This window comes from Flavobacterium circumlabens (genome assembly GCF_004345565.1).
Taxonomy (GTDB): Bacteria; Bacteroidota; Bacteroidia; order Flavobacteriales; family Flavobacteriaceae; genus Flavobacterium; species Flavobacterium circumlabens.
Map to the genome: position 1 here is coordinate 156,613 of NZ_SLWA01000005.1, position 24,765 is coordinate 181,377.

General features: G+C 34.2%; 24 protein-coding genes. All 24 read left to right on the plus strand.

Annotated elements, in window-relative coordinates:
* Positions 1–45: 45 nt before the first annotated feature.
* Positions 46–912 carry an ABC transporter permease gene (locus EV142_RS13505; RefSeq protein WP_132036396.1) on the plus strand — a complete coding sequence of 289 codons (867 nt, stop codon included), beginning with the start codon at positions 46–48 and terminating at the stop codon, positions 910–912.
* Positions 913–978: 66 nt separating this feature from the next.
* Positions 979–2,244, plus strand: coding sequence for an ABC transporter ATP-binding protein (locus tag EV142_RS13510; protein WP_132036397.1), 1,266 nt, complete (start codon positions 979–981; stop codon positions 2,242–2,244).
* A 135-nt stretch (positions 2,245–2,379) separates the two neighbouring features.
* Positions 2,380–3,279, plus strand: coding sequence for a glycosyltransferase family 2 protein (locus tag EV142_RS13515; protein ID WP_132036398.1), 900 nt, complete (start codon positions 2,380–2,382; stop codon positions 3,277–3,279).
* On the plus strand, positions 3,276–4,268 hold the full coding sequence (locus EV142_RS13520; RefSeq protein ID WP_132036399.1) for a glycosyltransferase family 2 protein: 993 nt from the start codon (positions 3,276–3,278) through the stop codon (positions 4,266–4,268). Before EV142_RS13515 ends, EV142_RS13520 begins: the two co-directional genes overlap by 4 nt.
* A complete protein-coding gene (locus tag EV142_RS13525; protein WP_132036400.1) occupies positions 4,265–5,104 on the plus strand; it encodes a glycosyltransferase in 840 nt (279 codons plus the stop codon). Before EV142_RS13520 ends, EV142_RS13525 begins: the two co-directional genes overlap by 4 nt.
* Positions 5,101–6,024: a glycosyltransferase family 2 protein gene (locus EV142_RS13530; protein ID WP_132036401.1), complete on the plus strand. Its 924-nt coding sequence runs from the start codon at positions 5,101–5,103 to the stop codon at positions 6,022–6,024. Before EV142_RS13525 ends, EV142_RS13530 begins: the two co-directional genes overlap by 4 nt.
* A gap of 4 nt (positions 6,025–6,028) precedes the next feature.
* Entirely contained in the window at positions 6,029–6,883 is an 855-nt protein-coding gene (locus tag EV142_RS13535; protein WP_132036402.1) for a glycosyltransferase family 2 protein, read from the plus strand.
* Between the two features lie 4 nt (positions 6,884–6,887).
* Positions 6,888–7,739 carry a glycosyltransferase family 2 protein gene (locus tag EV142_RS13540; RefSeq protein WP_132036403.1) on the plus strand — a complete coding sequence of 284 codons (852 nt, stop codon included), beginning with the start codon at positions 6,888–6,890 and terminating at the stop codon, positions 7,737–7,739.
* Positions 7,736–8,671: a glycosyltransferase family 2 protein gene (locus EV142_RS13545; protein WP_132036404.1), complete on the plus strand. Its 936-nt coding sequence runs from the start codon at positions 7,736–7,738 to the stop codon at positions 8,669–8,671. Before EV142_RS13540 ends, EV142_RS13545 begins: the two co-directional genes overlap by 4 nt.
* Entirely contained in the window at positions 8,668–9,810 is a 1,143-nt protein-coding gene (locus tag EV142_RS13550) for a glycosyltransferase (RefSeq protein WP_132036405.1), read from the plus strand. Before EV142_RS13545 ends, EV142_RS13550 begins: the two co-directional genes overlap by 4 nt.
* Positions 9,811–10,845, plus strand: coding sequence for a glycosyltransferase family A protein (locus EV142_RS13555; protein WP_132036406.1), 1,035 nt, complete (start codon positions 9,811–9,813; stop codon positions 10,843–10,845). It begins immediately after the preceding gene.
* A complete protein-coding gene (locus EV142_RS13560) occupies positions 10,838–11,935 on the plus strand; it encodes a glycosyltransferase family 4 protein (RefSeq protein ID WP_132036407.1) in 1,098 nt (365 codons plus the stop codon). Before EV142_RS13555 ends, EV142_RS13560 begins: the two co-directional genes overlap by 8 nt.
* 20 nt (positions 11,936–11,955) lie before the next feature.
* A complete protein-coding gene (locus tag EV142_RS13565) occupies positions 11,956–13,029 on the plus strand; it encodes an acyltransferase family protein (protein WP_132036408.1) in 1,074 nt (357 codons plus the stop codon).
* A 223-nt stretch (positions 13,030–13,252) separates the two neighbouring features.
* Entirely contained in the window at positions 13,253–14,170 is a 918-nt protein-coding gene (locus tag EV142_RS13570; RefSeq protein ID WP_371311643.1) for an acyltransferase family protein, read from the plus strand.
* A gap of 15 nt (positions 14,171–14,185) precedes the next feature.
* Positions 14,186–14,854 (plus strand): acylneuraminate cytidylyltransferase family protein, encoded by a 669-nt coding sequence (locus tag EV142_RS13575; protein ID WP_132036410.1) that lies wholly within the window; start codon positions 14,186–14,188, stop codon positions 14,852–14,854.
* Between the two features lie 17 nt (positions 14,855–14,871).
* Positions 14,872–15,912: an N-acetylneuraminate synthase family protein gene (locus EV142_RS13580; protein ID WP_132036411.1), complete on the plus strand. Its 1,041-nt coding sequence runs from the start codon at positions 14,872–14,874 to the stop codon at positions 15,910–15,912.
* An 11-nt stretch (positions 15,913–15,923) separates the two neighbouring features.
* Entirely contained in the window at positions 15,924–16,715 is a 792-nt protein-coding gene (locus EV142_RS13585; protein WP_132036412.1) for a glycosyltransferase family 2 protein, read from the plus strand.
* On the plus strand, positions 16,715–17,836 hold the full coding sequence (gene neuC, locus EV142_RS13590) for a UDP-N-acetylglucosamine 2-epimerase (RefSeq protein WP_132036413.1): 1,122 nt from the start codon (positions 16,715–16,717) through the stop codon (positions 17,834–17,836). Before EV142_RS13585 ends, neuC begins: the two co-directional genes overlap by 1 nt.
* Positions 17,837–17,914: 78 nt before the next feature.
* On the plus strand, positions 17,915–18,556 hold the full coding sequence (locus tag EV142_RS24605) for a CatB-related O-acetyltransferase (RefSeq protein WP_132036414.1): 642 nt from the start codon (positions 17,915–17,917) through the stop codon (positions 18,554–18,556).
* 54 nt (positions 18,557–18,610) lie between these two features.
* Positions 18,611–20,044 (plus strand): MBOAT family O-acyltransferase, encoded by a 1,434-nt coding sequence (locus tag EV142_RS13600; RefSeq protein WP_132036415.1) that lies wholly within the window; start codon positions 18,611–18,613, stop codon positions 20,042–20,044.
* Positions 20,044–20,928 carry a hypothetical protein gene (locus EV142_RS13605; protein WP_132036416.1) on the plus strand — a complete coding sequence of 295 codons (885 nt, stop codon included), beginning with the start codon at positions 20,044–20,046 and terminating at the stop codon, positions 20,926–20,928. The genes EV142_RS13600 and EV142_RS13605 overlap by 1 nt, the downstream gene beginning before the upstream one ends.
* Positions 20,929–20,996: 68 nt before the next feature.
* Positions 20,997–22,376 carry a UDP-glycosyltransferase gene (locus tag EV142_RS13610; RefSeq protein ID WP_132036417.1) on the plus strand — a complete coding sequence of 460 codons (1,380 nt, stop codon included), beginning with the start codon at positions 20,997–20,999 and terminating at the stop codon, positions 22,374–22,376.
* Position 22,377: 1 nt separating this feature from the next.
* Complete coding sequence (locus tag EV142_RS13615; protein ID WP_132036418.1) at positions 22,378–23,514, plus strand: glycosyltransferase family 4 protein; 1,137 nt, start codon at positions 22,378–22,380, stop codon at positions 23,512–23,514.
* A gap of 98 nt (positions 23,515–23,612) precedes the next feature.
* A complete protein-coding gene (locus tag EV142_RS13620) occupies positions 23,613–24,716 on the plus strand; it encodes a glycosyltransferase family 4 protein (protein ID WP_132036419.1) in 1,104 nt (367 codons plus the stop codon).
* The last annotated feature ends 49 nt before the right edge of the window (positions 24,717–24,765 follow it).

A 24,765-nucleotide genomic window follows, 5' to 3' on the forward strand; every position in this document is an offset into this window, starting at 1 on the left:
TATTTTAAATAATATTATTGCAATTTAATTGTAATACAACTGAAAATGAACAATACAAATACTACTAATGACTGGCTGTTTGAAATAACACCAAAGAATAACTTCTTCACCCTAAATCTTAAAGAAGTCTGGCAATATCGGGATTTACTATTTTTGTTTGTAAAACGAGATGTTATTACAGTTTATAAACAAACGGTATTAGGACCATTATGGTATCTTATTCAGCCTTTGTTTACATCAGTAACCTTTACCATAATATTTAATAATGTTGCCGGAATCAATACCGGTAATGTACCTCCGTTTCTGTTCAATCTGGCAGGCATAACGGTTTGGAATTATTTTACAGCTTGCCTAAACGGTACTTCTGATACGTTTAAAGCGAATGCAGGAATATTTGGAAAAGTCTATTTCCCCAGAATTATAACGCCTATCTCAGTCGTAATTTCTAATTTGATTAAATTCGGGATACAATTTTTTATTTTCATTGCTTTTTATTGTTACTACTACATTCAGGGGAGGGACCTGAGCCTGAACGGTATGGTGTTGTTTTTCCCTTTACTTATTGTTGTTATGGGTATTTTAGGATTAGGATTAGGAATGTTGATTTCCTCTATGGTAACAAAATACCGTGACTTTAGCTATTTAATTACTTTTGGAATACAATTACTAATGTATCTGTCAGCAGTAATGTATCCGATGGAGTTAATTAAACAAAAACTGCCTGCTTATGGCTGGATTGTGCAATACAACCCATTAGCTTATATTATTGAGACCTCCCGTTATATGCTTTTAAATGTTGGAGAGATTTCCCTTTCAGGATTACTATATACTTTTGTGGTTACAATTGCAGTATTCGTTATTGGTATTTTAGTTTTTAATAAAACGGAAAAGAGTTTTATAGACACTGTTTAATTCAGTCAGTTTTAGAATAGCGTAACGTTTTTAGGTAATTCAGGCATCACAATTTACAACTTACAATTGAAAAAAGATATCATATTAAAGGCAGAAAATATTTCTAAACAATATCGTTTAGGAGAGGTCGGGACAGGAACGTTGATTCATGACCTGAATCGATGGTGGCATCAAATTCGGGGTAAAGAAAATCCGTATTTGCGAATAGGAGATACCAACGATCGTTCTAAAAAAGGAACTTCAGATTATGTCTGGGCTTTGCAGGATATTAATTTTGAGGTGGAACGCGGACAGGTATTAGGAATAATTGGTAAAAACGGCGCGGGAAAATCAACACTTTTAAAGATATTATCAAAGGTAACAGCTCCAACTACGGGGAGTATAAAATCGCGCGGCCGTATTGCTTCGCTTCTTGAAGTTGGAACAGGTTTTCATGGAGAAATGACTGGTCGTGAGAATATTTTTCTAAATGGTGCCATTTTAGGGATGACGAAAAAAGAAATTGCTTCAAAACTAGATGAAATTATAGGATTCTCAGGTTGCGAACGGTATATAGACACTCCCGTAAAAAGATATAGTTCCGGAATGACCGTGCGTCTGGCTTTTGCCGTAGCAGCTTTCCTGGAACCTGAAATTTTAGTAATTGATGAGGTTTTAGCCGTAGGAGATGCCGAGTTTCAAAAGAAGGCAATCGGTAAAATGCAGGATATATCAAAAGGAGAAGGGCGCACTGTTTTATTCGTGAGCCATAATATGGCAGCAGTGAAGAGTTTGTGTACCAGAGGAATTATTTTAGAACATGGAAAAGTTGTCTTTGAAGGAGAAATAGAAAATGCTGTAAGTTACTATCTTGGCGGTGATGCCGAAGCAATGAACTTAAAAACATTTGGAAAAGAATATGATCTTCCGATCTTTAAATTAAATGAAATTTCGTTAAATAATTCCGGACGGACTTCAGATGATGTTTTGCGGGAAAATGAACTAATTATTCTTCATACCAAAATAGATATAAAAGTAAAGGACGCACAAAGATATCATATCACCTATCACTTATTTAATGAAATGGGAGAGGTGATGTTCTCGTTTTCGAATGCTGGTTCATTTTCTTTAAAAAACGGACTAAATGATATCACATGTGATTTTCCTGAATCCTTTTTTCAATCCGGACAATACTTTTTGTCGCTCTTTATAGTCGAAGATGCAAAGAAGCCCATTTTTATCGAAAGCGATATCATTTCTTTTACGGTTGTAGATTCCGGAAGGGAATTAGGAACCTATATGGGCAGGGAGCCAGGCTACATAAAGCCACAATTTGACTGGAAAATAAAATAAACCAGCATCCAAACGTATAAATAATTTAGACTTATATTTTTATTTTAACAGCTTATAAATCCTTTTGAAGTTAGTTGAATTAATAGATTTACTAATTTTCCCAAATAGCATAACCCATAATTTAAATAGTAACCAATGTCGAAAAATCTAAAAGTAACGGTATGCATGATTACTTATGGGCATGAGAAATTTATTGAAGAAGCAATAAATGGTGTCCTTATGCAGGAAATTGATTTTGATATTGAATTGCTTATTTCTAATGATGCATCACCCGACAAAACAGATGAAATTGTTAAGTCAATTATTGAAAATCATCCCAGAGGAAGTTGGATCAGATATATAAAACATGACTCAAATATTGGAATGATGCCCAATTCCCTGTTTGTTTTGGAAGCCAGTAAAGGGGAATTTATTGCAGTTTGTGAAGGCGATGATTATTGGACGGACCCCTTAAAACTGCAAAAACAAGTTGCTTTCTTAGAAGCAAATCCGGAATATGTAATGTGTTTTCATCGCTGCCAATTCCTTACGCTTGAAAACGGTAAAAATAAATTTGTTGATCAGGAGCTTGAAGTGATTGATTATGAATATAATTTATACGGTTTGTTGTATCATTGGAATATTCCTACTGCATCAATTGTATTTAAGAATGTATTTCTGGAAGAAGACAATGTTTTTCCATATGACTTTTTAAAAGTTCAAAGCGGGGATATTGCACTTGCGTCTTATCTGTTTCAATTTGGAAAATTCTTTCTTTTTAAGGAAATCATGAGTGTTTACAGGGTTTTTGGTTTGGGAGTATCTGTGACGCACAAAGATTTAAGAATGATTCATTACAGGGCCAATTTATATTTTAGAATAAACGAATATTATAATTTCAAATATGAAGCGGAAATTTATCAGGCATTACATGATGTAATGAACAGATATGCACCGGTTTTATGTCTGGAAAAAAATGCAGTAAATAATTACTCTACAAGAAAATTAATATATATTCTTTACCGTAGGCTGAAAAGGAAAATAACAAAAAGATGAATCCTCTTGTTTCTGTAATTGTACCCAATTTTAACCATGCTAATTTTCTTGAAAGAAGGTTAGAGAGTATATTCAATCAGAGTTACTCCAATATTGAGGTTATTTTATTAGACGATTGCAGCGTTGATAACAGCCGGGAAATTCTTTCTGAATATGCTAAAAATCCTAAAGTAAGTCATTGTGTCTTTAATGAGATAAATTCAGGAAATACATTTATACAATGGCATAAAGGAATACAATTGGCGAAAGGAGATTTTATCTGGATTGCTGAATCAGATGATAGTTGTAAACACAATTTAATAGAGGAATTAATCAAGCCTTTAATTGAAGATGAAAAAATTGTTTTATCGTATGCACAATCAAATAAAATCAATGAATTAGATGAAATTACAGGAAGCTGGCTGGATTATACTTTAAATTTGGATAACTCAGCATTCGACAGGAAATTTGTAATGGAAGGTACTGTATTTGTCGAGAAATTTTTAATTCATAAAAATGTTATTCCAAATGCAAGTGCCGTTATTTTTAGATATCAAAAAAATATTTCAGAGTATATTACAGTAGACAAGGAGTTGCGATATTGCGGTGACTGGATTTTTTACTTTAAACTACTCCTCAACAATAAAGTAGCATTCACGCCTGAAAAATTAAATAACTTCCGCTATCACTGTCAAAGTGTAATTGCAAAAGCCCTGAAAGCTGACGATAAAATGAGATTGTTGAACTTAGATATTGTCATGCGATCTAATATGAAGGAATTTTTGCAGCTAAATAAGTCTTCCAATTATTGGAATATTATTGCTGTAAATGCCAAAATTGTTAAAGAAATCAAGTACAATAAAGCATTACTATTCTTTGAAAATAAAGAATATGGTAATTGGTTTAAATATCTTATCATGATTCCGAAGACCTTTATTATGAAAAATAAATATGTAAGAAGATTGAAGAAAAGATTGTTTTTATATTTAAATCTGAAAAATAAGGAATGATTTCTATTATTGTATGTTCCCGAAAAAATCAAATCGATCCGAAATTTGAAGATAACATCCGCAATACCATCGGGAGTGATTTCGAGCTTGTGATAATTGATAATTCGAATAACAGATATTCAATTTTCGAGGCGTATAATGCAGGTATTCAGAAAAGCAAAGGAGATATCTTATGCTTTATTCACGATGATATTTTATTTCACACTGAAAATTGGGGAATGATTTTGGAATCAGAATTTAATGAAAATACTGATTATGCCCTTATTGGAATTGCAGGTTCAAGAGTTAAAACCCAATTTCCAACCGGCTGGTGGGATTGTGAAGACCAATACAAAGCAATTAATATAATTCAGCACGAAAAGGGAAATGTAAGAAGGGAATGTTTTGGATTTGAAAATGAAAATATCACTGAGGCAGTTGTTATTGATGGCGTATTTATGGCTTTAAAAAAGGACTTAAATATTGTATTCGATACCAGACTAGAAGGATTCCATTGCTACGATTTAAATTTATCCTGTGCGGTAATTGAAAAAAACAAAAAAGTTGGAGTAACCAAAAAAATTCTGATAGAACATTTCTCTATTGGTCAGTTAAATAAAAATTGGTTGCTGTCAGCAATAGTGTTTCATAAAAAATACCGTCAGCAATTAAAACGTAATAATTCGAATAGTGAACAGGAGATTTTTGCCGGCAAAAAATACATAGAGTATTGTCTGCAATTTTTAGGCAAAAAGAAGAGTTTGATCTATTTGTTTACCATTTTGCAATTCAGCTCCTCCATAAAAACGATTTTTACTTTAGAAAAATACTTCTTTAATAAGTTTTTTAACAAATGAAAACAAGTGTAGTAATAGTCACTTTCAACGGTATGAAGTGGATAGAGAATTGTCTCGAATCTATCCTGGGTAATACGGAATTGCCGGAAATTATAATTGTTGATAATTGTAGTTCCGACAATACGGTTGAATTTTTAAAGAATACATATTTTCAAAAAATTAAACTCATCGAGTCCAAAGAGAATTTAGGATTTGGACGGGCAAATAATCTCGGGATAGCAAAAGCGTTTGAATTAAACAGTGATTTTATTTTTTTATTAAATCAGGATACGGTTATCGAAAAAGATACAATAGAAAAGCTCCTGGCGATTTCATTAAAAAATCCTGACTATGGAATAATAAGCCCCATACATTCCAACGGAGACAATTCTTCATTAGACTTAAGTTTTCTGTATTACATTAACCAGCAATGTTCAGCTCTGATTTCTGATTTTGTTTTGGATAAAAAAAGGAAAGAGCTTTATCCGGTAGAAATGATAAATGCGGCAGCCTGGTTCTTACCAGTAAAAACTTTCGAAATTGTGGGTGGATTTGATCCTCTATTTTTCCTGTATGGAGAAGATGATAATTTTTGCCAGAGAGTATTGTATCATAATTTAAAAATTGGAATTACAACCGCAACGATTATAAAACACGACAGCGGTAATAATTTTAAAGTTGATTTTCCAAAAGGCTCCAAAAATTATTACAATAAATTTTTAAACAGGATTAAAGTTAAATTTGCGAATGTGAATTCGGAAGACTTTAGAAAAATCAATACCCTGAAAAGACATTTTCTGAAAGAAGCGTTGTTAAGTTTGTTAAAGTTTAAATTTGATGAATTTACAATCTATAAAACCAAGTATAAACTGATAGATAAAAAAAGTTTAGAGGCGAGTGTTTTAAAGAACAGGCAAACAGGAAAGAAATATTTAGTATAGCGATATGGAATCAAATATAAATAGTTTAGTATCTGTAATTATTCCATGTTACAATGATCATGTATACATTCAGGAAGCAATTGACTCTGTTAATAATCAGACGTATCAAAATATTGAGATTGTTATTATTGACGATGGATCACGCAGAGAAACAAAAGAATTTCTTAAAAAGATACAACAGGAAAATTTAACCATTTTATATCAGGAAAATGCCGGCCCGAGTTCTGCAAGAAACAACGGAATAAGGCATGCTAAAGGAGATTTCATTCTCACACTGGATGCCGATGATTACTTTGATGCTACTTTTGTCGAAAAAGCGATGTTCGTTTTTAATCAGGAATCGAATGTGGGATTAGTTACTTGTAATGGCTATATATTTAATGAAAATGGAGTTGTAGATGAGATTATTTCAGAAGAAGGAGACGCAGGCCACTTTCTTTTTAATAATAGCGCCATTGGAAATTCTTTATTTAGAAAGAAATGTTGGGCTGCTATTGGAGGATTTGATGAAAATATGAAGAAAGGCTACGAAGATTGGGACTTTCATGTTGGTCTGATCAAAGCGAACTGGAAAATAAAAGTGATAAAGGAATACCTTTTTCATTACAGAGACAAACCCAATTCGAGAAATTCCCAGGCCGATAAATTTCATAAATATGATTTGTGGAAATATATTTATATCAAACATAAAGATGTACTGGTCAATAATCAGGAGGTGATGATAAATACTGTTTTTTCGCAAATGGAAATTTTAGAAATGAATTGTCATAATCTTCGTGGATCAATGGACTACAGAATAGGAAATAAGATATTAAAGCCTTTTCGTTTTATAAAAGGTCTTGGCTTTAAAAGAAAATAGAAAAATGGAAAATTCTAAACTGGTTTCGATTGTTATTCCTTGTTATAATGACAAAGCCTATATTGAAGAAAGCGTCAACTCGGCTTTAAACCAATCTTATGAGAATACTGAAATCATAATTGTTGATGACGGATCCGATGAAGCAACCAAAAAGATTCTATCGGGATTTAATCATGTCAAAATAAAACTGATTACCCAGGAAAATAAAGGTTTAAGCGCTGCAAGAAACGCAGGAATTGCAAATGCTCAGGGGGAGTATATTCTAACCTTAGACGCCGATGATTTTTTTGAAAATTCTTTCTTAGAAAAAGCCGTTCCGGTTTTAGAATCAGATCGTTCGGTTGGTGTTGTAGGTTGTTTTACGCAATGTTTTGTCGATAAAAACAGAATCATATTCAAATACCGTCCAAAAGGCGGATCTATCGGTGATTTTTTATATGGTAACAGTGCCGTTGGAAATTCACTCTTTAGAAAACAATGCTGGCTTGATGCGGGCGGATATGACGAAAAAATGAGAAAGGGGTATGAAGATTGGGAATTTTGGATTTCGGTAACCAAACGAAACTGGAAAATATACATCATAGAGGAATTTCTTTTTAATTACAGAAAGAAAGAAAATTCAATGCTGCAAATTACAAATCTCCTGCATGAAGAGGAGAACTACCAATACGTACTCAATAAACACAAAGAATTGTACATAGAGGATTTTGATCAGACGATAGCGTTTTTGCAGAAAAGGACTTTGAAGTATAAAACAAACGAAATTAAGAGACTGACTTCCATTGATTACAAATTAGGAAACAGCATTCTCAAACCTTTTCGATTCCTAAAAAAAATCTTCAAAAGTAAAAAATGAGCAAGCCTTCACTTTCTGTGATAATTCCGGTATTTAACAGATCTCATCTGATTGAAGAAACACTGAACAGTATCTTGTCCCAAAATTTTGCCGATTGGGAATGCATTATAGTTGATGATCATAGTACAGATACTACCTGGGAAACCATTTCAGCATTTATAAAGAAGGATGACCGTTTTAAACTTTATCGGCGTCCGGAAAATTTAGTAAAAGGAGCAAATTCCTGCAGAAACTTTGGATTCCTGAAAAGTAAAGGCGATTTTGTAAATTGGTTTGATAGTGATGATATTTATTTACCAAATGCTTTTGAAGAATTTAGCAGGCATTTTAATCCTGATCTGGATGCTGTAATCTACAAATTGAATTTTGTAGCTTTAGAAACAGGCAATTTTCTAAAACAAAATAAAATCCAGTCCGATACTACTATTGAAGATTATTTAGTCGGTAACATAGCATTTTATGTTTCAGGGCCCGTTTGGAACAGAAATTTTTTGTTGAATCAGGAAATGCTTTTTGATCCGGAAATCAAAAACCTCGATGACTGGGATTTTAATTTGAGAATGCTTTATGCGGATCCTAAGTTGACCTATATGGACTCCTCTTATGTTTTATACAGAATCCATGCGGAGTCATTGTCTCACGAATTAGCAAAATTAAACTTTGAAGAAATACTTTCGGAGTTTAATGCGAGAGAGAAGCATTTGAAATTAGTAAAGAATAGGAAACAATATAGCAGATTAAAACTCTTTATAAAAGACAGGCATCACTATTTTTACAAGATTGCAATGATTGATAATAATAAAAATAAATACTATTTTTTTAAGGAACTGCAACTAAGACAAATTGAGCTTTTGGATCTTAAGGCGGTCATCAGCACCTCTTTTGGATTCATTCTGTACACTGTGTTTAAAAAAGGCTATAAATTTTTATGAGAATTCTTTTTATCTCCATGCCGTCCATCCATGTCATTCGCTGGATTGAAAATCTAAAAGATACTTCTTTTGAGTTGTATTGGTATGATATATTGGGAAGAGGGAAATTGGAGACTTTAGAAACGGTCCGGCAATTGTTGGAAACCTCAAAAAGAAAAATTCCCCATATCAAAGGAGAATATTTTCTTTCTAAAAAAAGACCGGGATTGTATTCGTTCATCCGTCCTTTTCTGGAGGTAACCGAAAATGAAGCCCTTGAAAAAATTATTAAAGAGATCTCTCCGGATATAATTCATAGTTTTGAGATGCAGTCCTGCTCGTATCCAATCGTAAAAACGATGAATAAATTTCCCGAAATCAAATGGATCTATTCCTGTTGGGGAAGTGACTTGTTTTACTTTCAAAATAATAAGGAACACCTTCTAAAAATCAGGAATGCACTTTCGAGAATAAATTTCATACACACAGATTGTCTGAGAGATTATCAGATCGCAAAAGAATTAGGGTTTAAGGGCCAGCATCTCGGCGTAATTCCGGGAGGAACCGGCTACAAATTAGAAGAATTGGATCCTCTTAAATTGCCTTTTTCAGAAAGAAAAATAATCCTTTTAAAAGGGTACCAGCATAAATTCGGCAGAGCACTTAACGTTGTAAAAGCACTACAGAAAAATCTCTCCCTGCTGCAGGATCATGAGATCGTTATTTTTGGAGCACATGCACAAATCAAAGCGTATGTCGAGCAAAATAAACTTCCCTTTCGAATATTTGACAGGGATGAATTATCGCAAAATCAGGTAATGAAATTAATGGGAGAATCTCTCTTATACATTGGAAACAATATTTCAGACGGTATGGCAAACACCATGCTTGAAGCAATCGTTATGGGAGCCTTTCCCATTCAGTCTAACCCGGGTAATGTTTCGGCAGAAATTATTACACATGGAAGTAATGGTTTATTAATACAGGATCCCGAAAACATTGATGCAATTGCGGAGCTGATTATTCAGGCAATTGAAAATAAAGCAATGCTGGAAAATGCGAATAAACTAAATGAAAAAATTGCCATTGAAAAATTAGACTATCACGTTAATCAGCGAAAAGTAATAGCTTTATACCAAAATCTTGAAATAAAATCTTAAATGCGAATAGGCTTTAACCCAAATAAAGACAAACCTCAGGAGCCGAATGATTTTTTTCATCAGGTTGTAATTCCTGTGTATATACCTGATCAGGAAGGTTATTTTAAAGATAGTTTTAAGATTTTGCAGTATTGCCTTGAATCTTTACAGAAGACAGTTCATCAAAAAACATACCTTACAGTTGTAAATAACGGCAGTAATAAGGATGTGACTGAATATTTAAATGGTCTTCAAAAAACAGGAAAAATACAGGAAGTCATAAATGCTACCAATATCGGAAAACTAAATGCCGTGCTGAAAGGTATTTCGGGGCATGATTTTGCATTTGTAACGGTTGCAGATTGTGATGTACTCTTTTTAAAAGACTGGCAAAAAGAAACCTACACTGTTTTTGAGAATTTTCCAAAAACAGGCGCAGTTTGCCCGACACCCTCTTCAAGATCCCTCAAAAGTTATACATTTAATATCTGGTTTGAACTTCTCTTTTCAAAATCACTTCGTTTTACAAAAGTTAAAAACCCTGAGGCGTTAAGAAATTTCGCAGCCAGTGTTGGAAAACCGAATATGTACAGTAGTGTGCATCTTGAAAAATATCTTACCGTTAATAATGGCAATTTTAAAGCTGTTCCGGGAGCAGGACATTTTTTGACAACCTACAGAAAAGAAGTTTTCGAAAATATTGATACCAAATACTCTCCTTTTATGCTTGGTGGTGACAGCGAAGCAAAATTACTCGATTTTCCGGTGGTTCAAAAAGGAATGTGGAGACTTTCAACAGCGGATAATTTTGCGTACCATTTAGGAAATGTAGAGGAGAAATGGATGCAGAAAGCCTTAGAGGAAATACAGCCCAATGATTTCTTTCCAAATGAACCTATTGTTTTGCGAAAAGTCAAATCATCAAAAATGGCATTTTTATTACAATATAAAGTGTTCTCAAGAATCATTACACAAAAAAAAATATGGTATTATTGCCTTAAACTAAAAGGCCTTTCCAAAGAAGAAGTGCTGCAATATACTCAGAAATATGAATAATGCTATAAAAGTAATCCTGATTTCCCAATCACCTCTTCCTTTTGCAAAAATTGGAAGCTGGACGACCCTTTATAAAAATTATTTAGAGCACAATCACAAAATCGATTGTATTGTCTGTCCTGAACCGGAGCATTTATTTGAAGGAATACAGTACAGTTTTACACAACTTACGTTTTGGCACAAATTGCAGCGTAAGTTTCTGAAGCGTAAAAATCCGGAATATTTTCAGGCTCTTGATAAAATAATTGTTCCCGGTCAAAAATACATTATCCAGATTGTTGACAATTATGGAATGGTTAAAGCCTTAAATAAATATCTTATTGCGAAAGGAATCGATAAACAATGTTACATTCAGTTCTTTTACCATGGTTTTGCACCATTTGTAAAATCAGGATCAGGCCATGATTTTTATGAAATCATTGACGAAATCATTGTACTTACAAAAGCGAGTTATGAAGTGCATAAAAAAAGCATTAATATACTGCCGGGCCATTTTTCGGTTTTAAATAACGGCATTGACACAAAGAGATTTAAGAAAGTTTCCGAAACCGAAAAAATCAAACTAAAAGAACAATTAGGTTTTGGAGATAAGAAAGTCTTTATCTGGTGTTCACAAGATCGTCCGAAAAAAGGGCTGCATTTAATTTTAGAACTTTGGCAAAAAAAATATTCGCTCGAAAATAATATCCAATTAGTAGTCATTGGTTGTGATCCAAGGCCCAAAATGGAGGGAGTGGTTTTTTTGGGTAAAATTCCAAATGATGAACTCCCAAAATATTATCAGGCTTCAGATTGCTATCTTTTCCCTACTTTATGCCAGGAAGGTTTCGGCATGAGTCTCATAGAAGCTTTACATTGCGGAAATTATTGTATTGCATCTGCCATGGGCGGTGTTCCCGAAGTTTTGCAGCATGGAAAACTCGGGAAATTAATCGAAAATCCGCATTTTATTGCTGAATGGGAAACAGCAATAGATGAGTTTTTAGGGGGAAGTACCAAACTTCCTGAAGTTCCGGATGAATTGTACGCTATGGAGGACTGGAACATAAAAATGAATCAGATTATTAATCAGGCAAAATCCAGATTTTAGCAGACAATCCAATTGAATTTATGAGAATAGAGCAGTTAACCTTTACCAGATTTCTTGCAGCAGTTTCGGTTGTTGTTTTTCATTATGGTGGAAAAAGTTTTCCTTTCAAAAATGACAGTATTGCTTTTATATTTCGTAACGCCGACGTCTGTGTCAGTTACTTTTTTATCTTATCCGGTTTTGTAATGATCATAGCCTACGGAAATAAAACCATTATTTCAGCCGGAGATTATTTGCGAAACAGAATGGCCAGAATCTATCCGGTCTATTTTTTGGCAATACTGATGATGCTTTTACTGCAATTCAGAGAAAAAAACATCGATTATTCGGGTTTATTTTTGAATATTTTCATGATTCAGGCCTGGGTTCCGGGTAAAGTGCTTTCCCTTAATCCGCCGGGATGGTCTTTGTCTGTTGAATTATTGTTTTACGCCATATTTCCTTTTGCATTCAATACAATCTTTAAAAAAGTAACCTTAAGGCAAATTGCTGTATATATCATTTTGTTTTGGCTTTTGACTCAGGTCATTTTTCAGCTGTTCTTTTTTCTTTACGATGAAAATCAGTTTACTGTGGTTAAGGATATTTTGAAATACAATCCGTTAATGCATCTCAATGAGTTTCTTGTCGGAAACCTTGCCGGACTTTTTTTTATAAAGAGTCTGAAAGAGAAAAAAGGGAATTATGATTTTATCATTGTGATCCTTGCAGCTTTGTTGATTTTGGCATTAAAATTTCCGTTCGGTTTAAATTTTCATGACGGATTGCTAAGTGTACTCTTTATTCCCCTAATCTTTTTTATCTCCTTAAATGATGGCATGATAACGAAATTATTCAGGAACAGAATATTTGTATTTTTAGGTGAAATAAGCTTTGGAATTTATATTTTGCAGCATCCTGTTTATTCCTTAATAAGTGCCTACAGTGTTAATAAATACCTGCATTTAAATGATCCTACAATTGTCTTTTTTATCAGACTTTTGATCCTGATTGTCTTTTCGGCAGTAGTATATAAGTATCTTGAAAAACCCATTCAAAATAAAATAAAGACTTTAAACAAAGCGGTCCTTCCTGTAAAAAGTGAATCATTGTAACAATTTAGGAGTTCCCGAATACAGCCAGAAACAGGAAATAAATTATATCGAAAGAAAGATAGTGTAAGTATAGTATGAGAATAGACCAATTGACCTTTACCCGATTTATCGCTGCGACTTCAATTTTCATCTTTCTTATGGGGGAGGAAGTATTTTTATTGATGACGCACGCTTGTCCTTTATTTTTCAAAATGCCAATATTGGGGTCAGTTACTTTTTTATATTGTCAGGCTTTGTAATGATTATTGCGTATGGCAACAAACCTTTTGTTTCCTTCACGGAATATTACAGAAATAGGTTCGCAAGAATTTATCCGTTATACTTTTTTGCCATCATTCTGGTTATTTTTGTACAGTTGATAGATCGGAGATTTGACTTTTTAGGTTTTTTTCTAAATATTTTCATGATTCAGGCCTGGATTCCGGGAAAGGCTCTTTCCTTTAATTTTCCTGCTTGGTCATTGTCAGTAGAGGCTTTGTTTTATGCCGTTTTTCCTTTTGTTTTTAATAAAGTCTATCAGAAAATAAGCATTAAGAGGTTCTCCGTTTATATTATTTCGTTTTGGATTTTCATTCAAATCGTAACCAGTGTACTGTTTGCCTATTTTGGAGAAAGCGATTCCATTTACACAGGTGAGTTTTTACGATACAATCCCTTATTACACCTTCATCAATTCTTAGTTGGAAATCTGGCCGGATTATTTTTTATAAAATACCTCCAGCATAAAAAAAGGAATTATGATCTATTGATTTTTGTGCTTACGGGTCTGGTGCTTTTAGCATTAAAATTTCCATTTCAACTCAATTTTAATAGTGCCTCAGCATTACTCTTAATGCCTATAATCATTCTAATTTCGCTAAACACAGGATTAATTACCAGATTATTTCAGCATAAAATATTGGTGTTTTTAGGAGAGATTAGTTTTGGAATTTACATTCTTCAATATCCGGTATGTTTTTTTATAAGCAACTACAGGATTAATAAATACCTTCATATTGAGGATTTGAACCTTGCTCTTCTGATACGATTCGGTGTACTGATCCTGGTTTCCTCAATAACCTATCTTTATATCGAAAAACCAATTTTGAAGATAGTAAAAGGAAAGCAAAAAGCGCTGACACTTTCTGAAAATCCAGCCTGATAAAAACGAAAAATAATGAAAACCATAGCTATCATACCGGCTCGCGGAGGCTCAAAAAGAATTCCGGATAAAAATATTCAGCTTTTTGGAACACTGCCTTTGTTGGCACATTCTATTTTATATGCGAAGCAGAATAGCACTGTAATTGATGAGGTGTATGTGTCAACAGATAGTGAAGAAATAAAAAAAACAGCACTGCAGTTTGGAGCGAAAGTCATTGACAGGCCAGCTGCTATTTCGGGTGATCTGGAGCCTACTGTTTCGGCATTACGACATGCCTTAGAATCTCTTGAAGGTAATAATGTCGAAAACGTAATTTTACTTCAGGCTACGAATCCGTTACGGCCACAGAATTTGTTAGTCGAAGCTTTTGAAGTATATCAGCAGGAAAACCTGGACAGTTTATTTACAGTGACCCGAAATCATCAGAAATTTGGAAAAATAGCAGGCAATAAATTTATTCCGTTTAATTATGCCATTGGCCAGCGAAGCCAGGATTTAGAACCTCTTTTCTTTGAAAACGGATTAATATACATCACAAAAGCATCATTGATTCGGAATGATATTATTATTTCAGAAAATGCGTTTCCGTTCGAAGTAAATCATATTTTTGCAAAAGTTGATATTGATACCCCGGAAGATCTGGAGTATGCGGAGTATCTGTTTCAAAAACAATTACAATAAAAAAATACCATTCTTTTATGAACCCATTTATAGAAATTGCCGGTAGAAAAATCGGACCCGATTTTCCACCCTTAGTTATTGCCGAAATAGGAATTAATCACGAAGGTTCTCTTGTAGTGGCCAAAGAAATGGTTGATGCAGCACACAGAGCGGGCGTTGAAGTTGTAAAACATCAGACGCACATTGTGGAAGACGAAATGAGCGGTGCCGCAAAAAAAGTAATTCCCGGTAATGCAGATGTTTCTATTTATGAAATCATGGAGCGTTGTTCTCTTAATGAAGCTGATGAATTAGAACTTAAAGAGTATGTTGAAAGTAAAGGAATGATTTTTATTTCGACCCCATTTTCACGCGCAGCAGCAGAAAGATTAAAGAAATTTGACATACCCGCTTATAAAATTGGTTCCGGAGAATGTAACAATTACCCTTTATTAGAACATATTGCTTCTTTTGGCAAACCTGTAATTTTAAGTACCGGTATGAATACCATAGAAAGTATTCAGAAAGCTGTAGCGATTTTCGATAAGCATCATATTCCTGTCGCTTTACTGCACACGACCAACCTATATCCAACGCCAATACATTTGGTTCGTTTTGGTGCCATGACAGAATTACACGAGGCTTTTCCCGATAAAGTATTCGGATTGAGTGATCATACCTTAAATAATAATGCCTGTTTGGGAGCTGTTGCCCTTGGTGCCAGTGTTTTAGAACGACATTTTACAGATCATATGCAGCGAACCGGTCCGGATATTATTTGCAGTATGGATGAAAAAGCTTGTGGCGAATTAATTATCTCCAGTGCAGAAATGGCCTTAATGCGTGGCGGAACAAAAAAACCGGCATTGGAAGAACAAGTCACAATTGATTTTGCTTTTGCAACCGTTTGTGCCATAGCATCTATTCAAAAAGGAGAAAAATTATCTAAAGAGAATATTTGGGTAAAACGTCCGGGAACCGGCAAAATCCTGGCAGAACATTTCAATGATCTAATTGGAAAAGTGGCGACAAGAGCTATAGAAAATGATGAGCAATTGGATTTTTCTGATTTTCAATAATATAAAAAGAAATGATATCTATTGTTATTAGGAATAAAAACGAGGCTAAGGCACTCGAAAATATTTTGTCTGTTATTACGACACAGTATGCTGACGATTACAGCGAAATCTTAATTGTAGATAATTATTCTACAGATAATAGTGTAGAAATCGCGTTGAAATATAATTGCACAGTCCTGAACATAAAAGATTTTACCTACGGACGGGCAATAAATGTAGGTATTGAAGCAGCAAAAACAAAATATGTTTTATTGTTAAGTGCTCATGCAATTCCTGTCGGGAAAAGTTTTTTTAAAAATACATTAGAAGCTTTAGCGGACACTGAAAACGTAGCGGGAATCAGATACATCAACAGTTTTGAAAACTATAAAAGAGCTGCGAAAAATAATTTTACAGTATTTAAGCCTTTAGAGAATGGTTTAATGGCCGCTTGTGCTTTAATAAATAAAGAGGTCTGGGAGCAATTTAAATTTAATGAAGAACTGGACGCTATTGAAGATAAAGAATGGTCAGAGCGAGTATTCAATAATGGTTTTCAACTATTAGATCTGAATGAAACGTATTTTTATTTCATAAAAAGAAGTGCAAAGGCCAATATTTCGAGATACAAAAACGAAACGGTCTCTGAATATTTTTTAGCAAAAAAAACATTCCCGGGAATAATGGCAATTTTGGGGTCTTTTTTTAAGAAAGTAATTTTTACAAATACCGGTAATTACTTTAAATTACTACATCATGATATCCTGATTTTGAAAGCCAAATTTGAAATCCGAAAAAAGTTAAAAAAGAAAGTATCCAATTAATGAAAAAAATTCTTTTCCTAACCGGAACACGTGCTGATTTTGGTAAAATAAAATCATTGATTTCAATTCTGGAACAACAACCGGATTTTGAAGTCTTTGTATTTGTAACCGGAATGCATCTGCAGGAAATTTATGGGTATACGTTGATAGAAATTGAGCGATGTAATTTTAAAAACGTCTTTACTTTCGAAAATCACACGCACGAAACAACAATGGATTTAACTCTGGCGAAAACCATCGAAGGTTTATCAGGTTATTGTAAAACCATCGATCCGGATATGATTGTGGTACATGGTGATCGGGTTGAAACACTCGCAGGCGCTATTGTTGGCTCTCTGAATAATATCCTGGTGGCTCATATTGAAGGGGGAGAAGTTTCAGGTACCGTTGATGAATTAATCCGTCACAGCGTGAGCAAATTAAGCCACATTCATTTTGTGTCGAATAAGGAAGCTAAGAAAAGGCTCGTTCAGATGGGAGAAATAAAAGAATCTGTTTTTACAATTGGTTCACCCGATATAGATATTATGTTTTCGGATAAACTTCCTGATTTGGAAACGGCAAAAAAATATTATCAGGTTCCCTTTGAAGAATTTGCTATCGTAATGTTTCATCCCGTGACGACAGAATTTCAAAGCATGGAGAAATACACGGCAGATTTTGTCGATTGTTTGCTGCAGGACCATCATAATTATCTGGTTATTTTTCCAAACAATGATTTAGGAAGTCAGTTCATTCTGGACTCTTACAACAGATTAAAACAAAATACCAGATTCAGGATTTTTCCGTCACTTCGTTTTGAATATTTTCTGACCTTACTAAAAAACAGTCAGTTTATTATCGGTAACAGCAGCGCCGGAATTCGCGAAGCTCCGTATTATGGCATTCCGATCATTAATATCGGAACCCGTCAGCAAAACAGAGCCGTTCATGCCGATATTATCAATACCGATTATTCTCAGGAAAGTATAAAAGAAGCCCTTTCTGTTATAGACGCACACAAAGTTCAGGTGGCAACCAATGATTTTGGACAGGGAAATAGCAGTGAATTATTTTTGGATTCCCTAAAGAAAAGCGATATTTGGCAGCTGAATCACCAAAAGCAGTTTAAGGATTTTTAATGAAAAACAACAACACTTTTATGGTATCAGTTACTGTTATTGTCTTTCATTTAAATGAATAAGTAAACGAAAAGTAAAATGAAACAGTTTTTGCGAAAAATAGCGTGGGTATTTCTGGGAAAAGGATATCTGGACTTTTTAAGAGGTCAGAACAAAACCTATTTGCATCAGGCTAAAAATGTAACGATTGGCTATAAAACCTATCATAACGGTGCATTTGTCTGGCAGTGGCATCAAAACTCACAATTAGAAATCGGGAAATACTGTTCTATAGCAAACGATGTTCATTTTATATTAGATTCAGGGCATCATATGCTAAGTGAGGTCACAAGCTATCCTCATTTTAATCATCTTGTTAACAAAGATTTGCCTATTGGTAACCGAACTCAGTCTGATTTTAAAAGAAATATACAAACAGAGGAAAGTAAAACCATAATTGGCAGTGACGTTTGGATTGGAATGAATGCCATAATTTTGCCCAATGTAAAAATTGGTGACGGCACTACCATTTTAGCAGGTACAGTGGTAACAAAAGATGTTCCGGATTATGCAGTTCTCGGAGGCATTCCGGGAGCAATTGTAAAAATGAAATATGATCTGGATACCATCGACAAAATGAAAAAAATAGAATGGTGGAACTGGAGCCCACAAAAAGTCGAAGAAAATGTGGGAGATTTTTATATCCCAATTCATGATTTCATTATCAAATGGCAGAAATAATCCAATTGTAGCAATAAATAAATTGCAGTTGTACTATAATAATTAATTTAATTTATGTTTTTTAACTCCTTAGCGTTTGCGGTTTTTTTACCAATCGTTTTTTTTCTGTATTGGTTTGTCTTCAATAAAACCAAAAGCACACAAAATGCCTTACTGATTGTTGCGAGTTATTATTTCTATTCCTGCTGGGACTGGAGATTTTTATTTCTATTGGTTTTTTCTACTTTTCTGGATTATTACACCGGTATTCAAATCGAAAAAGGGAAGTCTGAAAAAAGTCGGAAATTTTGGTTTTGGCTCAGTATTATAATCAATTTAGGGTTTCTGGCGATTTTTAAATATTATAACTTTTTTGCCGCTTCTTTTTCAGAATTATTGGGCTCTGCGGGAATTAAGGCAAGTCCGATTTTATTGAACGTGATTCTTCCGGTTGGGATTTCATTTTATACTTTCCACGGATTATCCTATGTTATTGACATCTATTACAAGCGAATAAAAGCTGAATATAACTTTGTAGATTATTCGCTCTTTGTCAGCTATTTTCCGCTTTTAGTGGCAGGTCCGATAGAAAGAGCAACGCACTTATTGCCACAGGTAAAAGTAAAGCGAGAGTTTAGTTTTCAACTGGCAAAAGAAGGAATTTATCAAATCATTTGGGGATTGGTTAAGAAAGTAGTTATTGCAGATACTTGTGCCACCTACGCAAATGCTATTTTTGATCATTATACTTCCATGAATAGTTTCTCCCTTATTTTGGGAGCCATATATTTTGCATTTCAAATTTACGGAGACTTTTCAGGGTATTCAGATATTGCATTAGGGGTTTCAAAATTGTTTGGTTTAGACCTGTTGCGAAATTTCAATTACCCGTATTTTTCGAGGGATATCGCCGAGTTCTGGCGTCGTTGGCATATTTCGTTATCGTCGTGGTTTCGGGATTATTTATATATTCCGCTGGGGGGCAGTAAAGGCGGTCTCTGGATGAAAATCAGAAATACGTTTATCATTTTTGTGGTCAGCGGATTCTGGCACGGAGCCAACTGGACCTATGTGGTCTGGGGATTTATAAATGCGGTTTATTTCCTGCCTTTACTTTTATCCAACAGCAACAGAAATAATATGGATGCCATCCAGCTGAAATTTAATTTCGATTCGGTAAAAGTAGTACTGAGTATTTTCTATACTTTTTTCCTGACCTGTATCGCCTGGGTATTTTTCAGGGCCAAATCGATAACAGATGCAGTTTTGTATTTAAAACGTATTATTACCAACAGGGATTTTAGTTTTCAATATTTAGACAATGAACGCTACAGTTATGAATTGCTGCTAATGATTGGTTTATTTGTTTTGGTTGAATGGAATAACAGAAATAAAATCGAACCGCTTTCAGGAAAAAGAAGCATGCTCAGAATGGCCCTTGCTATAGCAGCAATATTGGCTTTCGGAACTTATTCAGATTATAAAGAATTTATATATTTTCAGTTTTAATGAAGAAATTTTTAATTTATACGGTCACAATTTTAGTCATAACAGTTTTTGTAGCCGTTATACTGGACGGATTGTATACAGTCGTTTTTATGCAATCTAAAAACCGCGGAAAGGTCGAGACAGTTGTCAATTCAAAAGCTAAAAAATATGACGTGGTAATTCTGGGCTCGTCCCGTGCCAACAACCATTTTGTAGCACAAATGTTCGAGGATAAAGGATTAAAAGCTTTTAATTACGGAATGAGCGGCGGCCATTTATTTGAAGCCTCACTGATGCTTAAATTAATGCTTGAAAGGAAATATGAGATTAAAAATGTAATTTTAGAAGCCGACTTAAACCTTTCTGGTGAAAAGCAGGCAGAAGGAATCTCAGCCCTGTTTTTGCCTTATATCCATAATTCTGAAACGATCAGAAAACACTTTGAAAACGAAGAGGATTTCAACGAGTTATATTATATTCCGTTTTACAGATATATTAAGTATGATGGGAAAATTGGATTTAGGGAAGTTTTTTTTACAACAATTCATAAAAAGACCTCAATGCTCGATAATTTAGGATATTACCCGCTTTTAAAAACGAAAGGGGCAAATATGAAAAATAATATTGTAAACCTGAATCCGCTTCCGCACAATAAATACTATGAAGAAATTAAAAATATCTGCAAAGCCAATAATATTAATTTTATAGCCGTAATGACACCAATGTGTGAGAATGTGAAAGGAATGAATTACTTTGACAAAGTAAAAAAGGCATATCCTGAAATTCTTAATTATGAAAATGTGGTGGTCGAAGATAAATATTTTTCATCCTGCGGGCATATGAACGATACCGGAGCGAAACTTTTTACAGCGAGAATTATAAATGACTTTTTTGTCAAAAAATAACCAAATCCGGTTATTAGGAATTATAAGTCAATGATGGAATTTGTATTATTTTTTTATTAAATTTTTGAATGGAGAAAGATAAAATTTTATTGCTCTTTCCAGATGGAGTCGGAATTAGAAACTATCTGTATTCTACTGTTTTTAAAGACATGGAGGAGGATTTGGTGCTGTTTCATAATTTTGATCCGGAGACTGTAAATGCGATCAAAACTAATGTGGACATTGATGATGAAATTACGATTCCTGCTTACAAAGAATCAGTCAAGGAGAAATTTTTAAGAGAATTGATTTGTCTTTCGAGGCTGTATTACAATACTCAAAAAGTAAAAAACCCCTCGTTGCTGACCAATTGGAACTGGAGCCAAAAGACATTTTCAAAAAAGTTTTTTTATAAATTAATGGAGACAACAGCTCCGTTTTTCAGGAAATATTCGACTATTCTGAAATTAGAAGAAAAATACCAGAAAGCAATTCGTCAGAATCCTTTTTATGATGAGGTAAAAGAAATTTTAGAAAAAGTAAAACCCAAGGTTGTTTTCTGCTCCCATCAGCGGGCCTTAAAAGTAGCAGGCATATTTGCAGTTGCGGCTGATTTGGGAATAAAAACGGCAACAGTGATTTATTCCTGGGATAATTTACCCAAAGCCCGAATGGCTTTACGGGCAGATCATTATTTGGTCTGGTCGGATTATATGAAAAAGGAACTGGAACTGTATTATCCCGAAATCCCATCGGAAAACATTCATATTACAGGAACTTCTCAGTTCGAGTTTTATGAAGATGAAAAAAACATCATCAACAAAGAAACGTTTTTTAAGACATACAACTTAGACCTGAATAAAAAGATAATTTGTTTCTCCGGTGACGATACTAAAACCTCTCCCGATGATCCCGCTTATCTGAATGATATGGCTGAAGAACTGACAAAAGCCAATCTGCAGGACGAGTATCAAATTTTGTTTAGAAGATGTCCGGTAGATTTTTCGGGCAGATACGAATCGGTTATCAGTAAGTATTCAGATCTTATAAAAGAAGCCGCCCCTTTGTGGTATTTTAATACGGCAAACGAATGGAACACGGTTTATCCGTCAATTGAAGATGTGAAATTGCTGATCAGCACCGCTTTTTATTCGGACATCGTTGTAAATGTTGGTTCTACCATGGCCTTTGATTTTGCCATGTTTAATAAACCTTGCGTTTTTATCAATTACGATCAGCCAGTCAAAAATATAAAAGAATGGTCCGTGAAAACCATTTATCAATTTCAGCATTTTAAAAGCATGCCTGATAAAGAGGTAGTTATCTGGCTGAACCACAAAGATGAAATTGTCGAAAAGCTAACGCTTCAAAAGAATTGCAGCACAGCGATGATGGAATGGAAGAAGATTGTACTGGAAGATTATAAAAATGCCTCGATGAAAATAAGGGAAACTATTAAAGCCAATTAAAATGCATATTTGCTTCTTAACAAATGAATATCCGAAAGAAGGGTTTCCTCATGGCGGAATAGGAAGTTTTGTGAAGACTTTAGCTGTGGCACTGGTTAAAAAAGGCATTCGGGTTTCTGTAATTGGTATCAATTATACTTTAAATGATGAGACCGAAACGGTAGATGGCGTTCGTATTTATCGTTTGAAACCAAGCAATGTAAAAATGATTTCCTGGTATTTTAATTTTAAGGCTATTAATAAAAAGATAAAGGAAATTCATAAAGACTATCCTATCACTATTGTTGAAGCTTCTGAGCTGGGTCTTGCATTTATTAAAAAAATAAAAAATATTAAATACATCATCAGACTTCATGGAGGCCATCATTTTTTTGCTGAAAGCGAAAACAGGAAAGTCAATAAATGGAAAGGATTTCAGGAAAAACGATCTTTTAAAAACAGCGATGCTTTTATTGCCGTCTCCCAATATGTAAAAAGCCACACCGAAAAGTATTTAAGTTATAATGACAAACCGGTGAGTTACATTTATAATCCAATAAATACAGCATTATTTCAGCCAATTATAAAAGAGATTCCTGCCTCTAAAATTGTTTTTGTAGGCACTGTGTGCGAAAAGAAAGGAATTCGACAGTTAATACAGGCCTTTCCATTAGTTAAAAAAGAATATCCGGACGCAACTTTAGAAATATACGGAAGAGACTGGTTTTTTCCCGACGGCAGTTCTTACACACAGTTGCTTAAGGAAAAAGAGTTACCCCGGTTAGCAGAAATCGCAAGTCATATTCATTTTCACGGACCTGTTCCGTATACTGAAATTCCGAACGTATATGCAGGTGCTTCTATATGTGTGTTTCCCTCTCATATGGAAACCCAGGGTTTGGTCGCCCCGGAAGCCATGGCGATGGAAAAAGCGGTCGTTTTTACCCAATTGGGCCCGGGACCTGAAACAATAGAGAATTATAAAACAGGATTGTTATGTGATCCGCATAGCCCTGCAGATATAGCCGAAAAGATTATCTGGATTTTCGCAAACAGGGAAAAAGCAATAGAAATGGGGAAAACGGCGAGGCAGGTCGTACTTGAAAAATACGGTTTAGAGCATATTGTTTTTCAAAATATTGATTTTTATAACATGTAAGTCCTTTTGAATTCATAGATTTAAAAAAGTCCTCATTCCAAAAGGTTCGTACCAAATTAAAAATAATTTTAAAACGGAAAATTTAGTTAAGAAATAAAATGAAAACAATTTTAATAGCACATAATTACACCGAAAGTTCATTCGCTTTTATGAGTTATTCCTTAGCTCGCCATCTGGCAGGTCAGGGCAATAAAGTTGTATTTATTTCGCACAAACCATTTTTCAGTGAACCGTTTAAAGAAACTATAGAAAAAGGAGAATTGTCTGTTTATTCGTGGCCAACAGAAAACAGGCCGGTGAAATTTAAGGATGCACTTTGGTTTGCCGGACTCTATCTCAGATACAGACCAACTGTCGTGATCAGTCATTTTGTAAATGTGAATATAACCACAATAGTATCAAAAGTACTTTCGTTTGGGAAGGTCAAAACATTCCCGTACTATCACACCTTGTCAAATCAGATTCAGCAGGATGTTTCGAGTTCAGCCTTAAAAAGAAATTTTAAAAAATACAGAAAGAAACTACTTTATAAATGGTTTGCAGATCACGTAATCTGTCCTTCAGATTTAGCTAAAGAAGATCTGGAACGCTATTTTGATTGTTCTAAAGGGATAAAGGTAGTAAATCCGATGAAAGACAGGTTTGAGATAAAAAGCGCTCTAAATTCAGCTGCTATCGTAGTCTCTTATTTAGGACGACTGGAACCTTCAAAAGGAGTTATTGATTTGATTAATGCTTTTTTACAATATAAAAATAAGTTTCAGGCGTCAAAAATTATTTTGAATATTGCGGGAAGTGGCAGTCAAAACGATCAAATTGAGGAATTAATTGGTACTAATCCCAATATCAATTTCGTAGGGGCGTTGTCATACGATAAAATTGATGCCTATTTAAATCAGAGCCATTACACGGTTATACCATCAAAATTTGATAATTTACCCACAGTTGGTTTAGAATCTATGATGAATCAGACCCCTTTATTGATTTCAACTGCGACAGGACTTTCTACGGAATTACAAGACGGGTTGGATTGTTTTCAGTTTACGCCGACTATAGCCGAAATGGTGCTGCTTTTTGAAAGAGTAGAAAATAGTTTTGAGAATCAATATGAGATGGGAATTAACGCAAGAAAGACCTTTACAGAAAAATTCGGAATCGATAGCTACAGGGCAAAAATGAAAAAAATAATCGGAAGTAATTAAGAAAAAACCAGACGCATTCAGAATACTATTTAAAAAATCGTTTCGATCT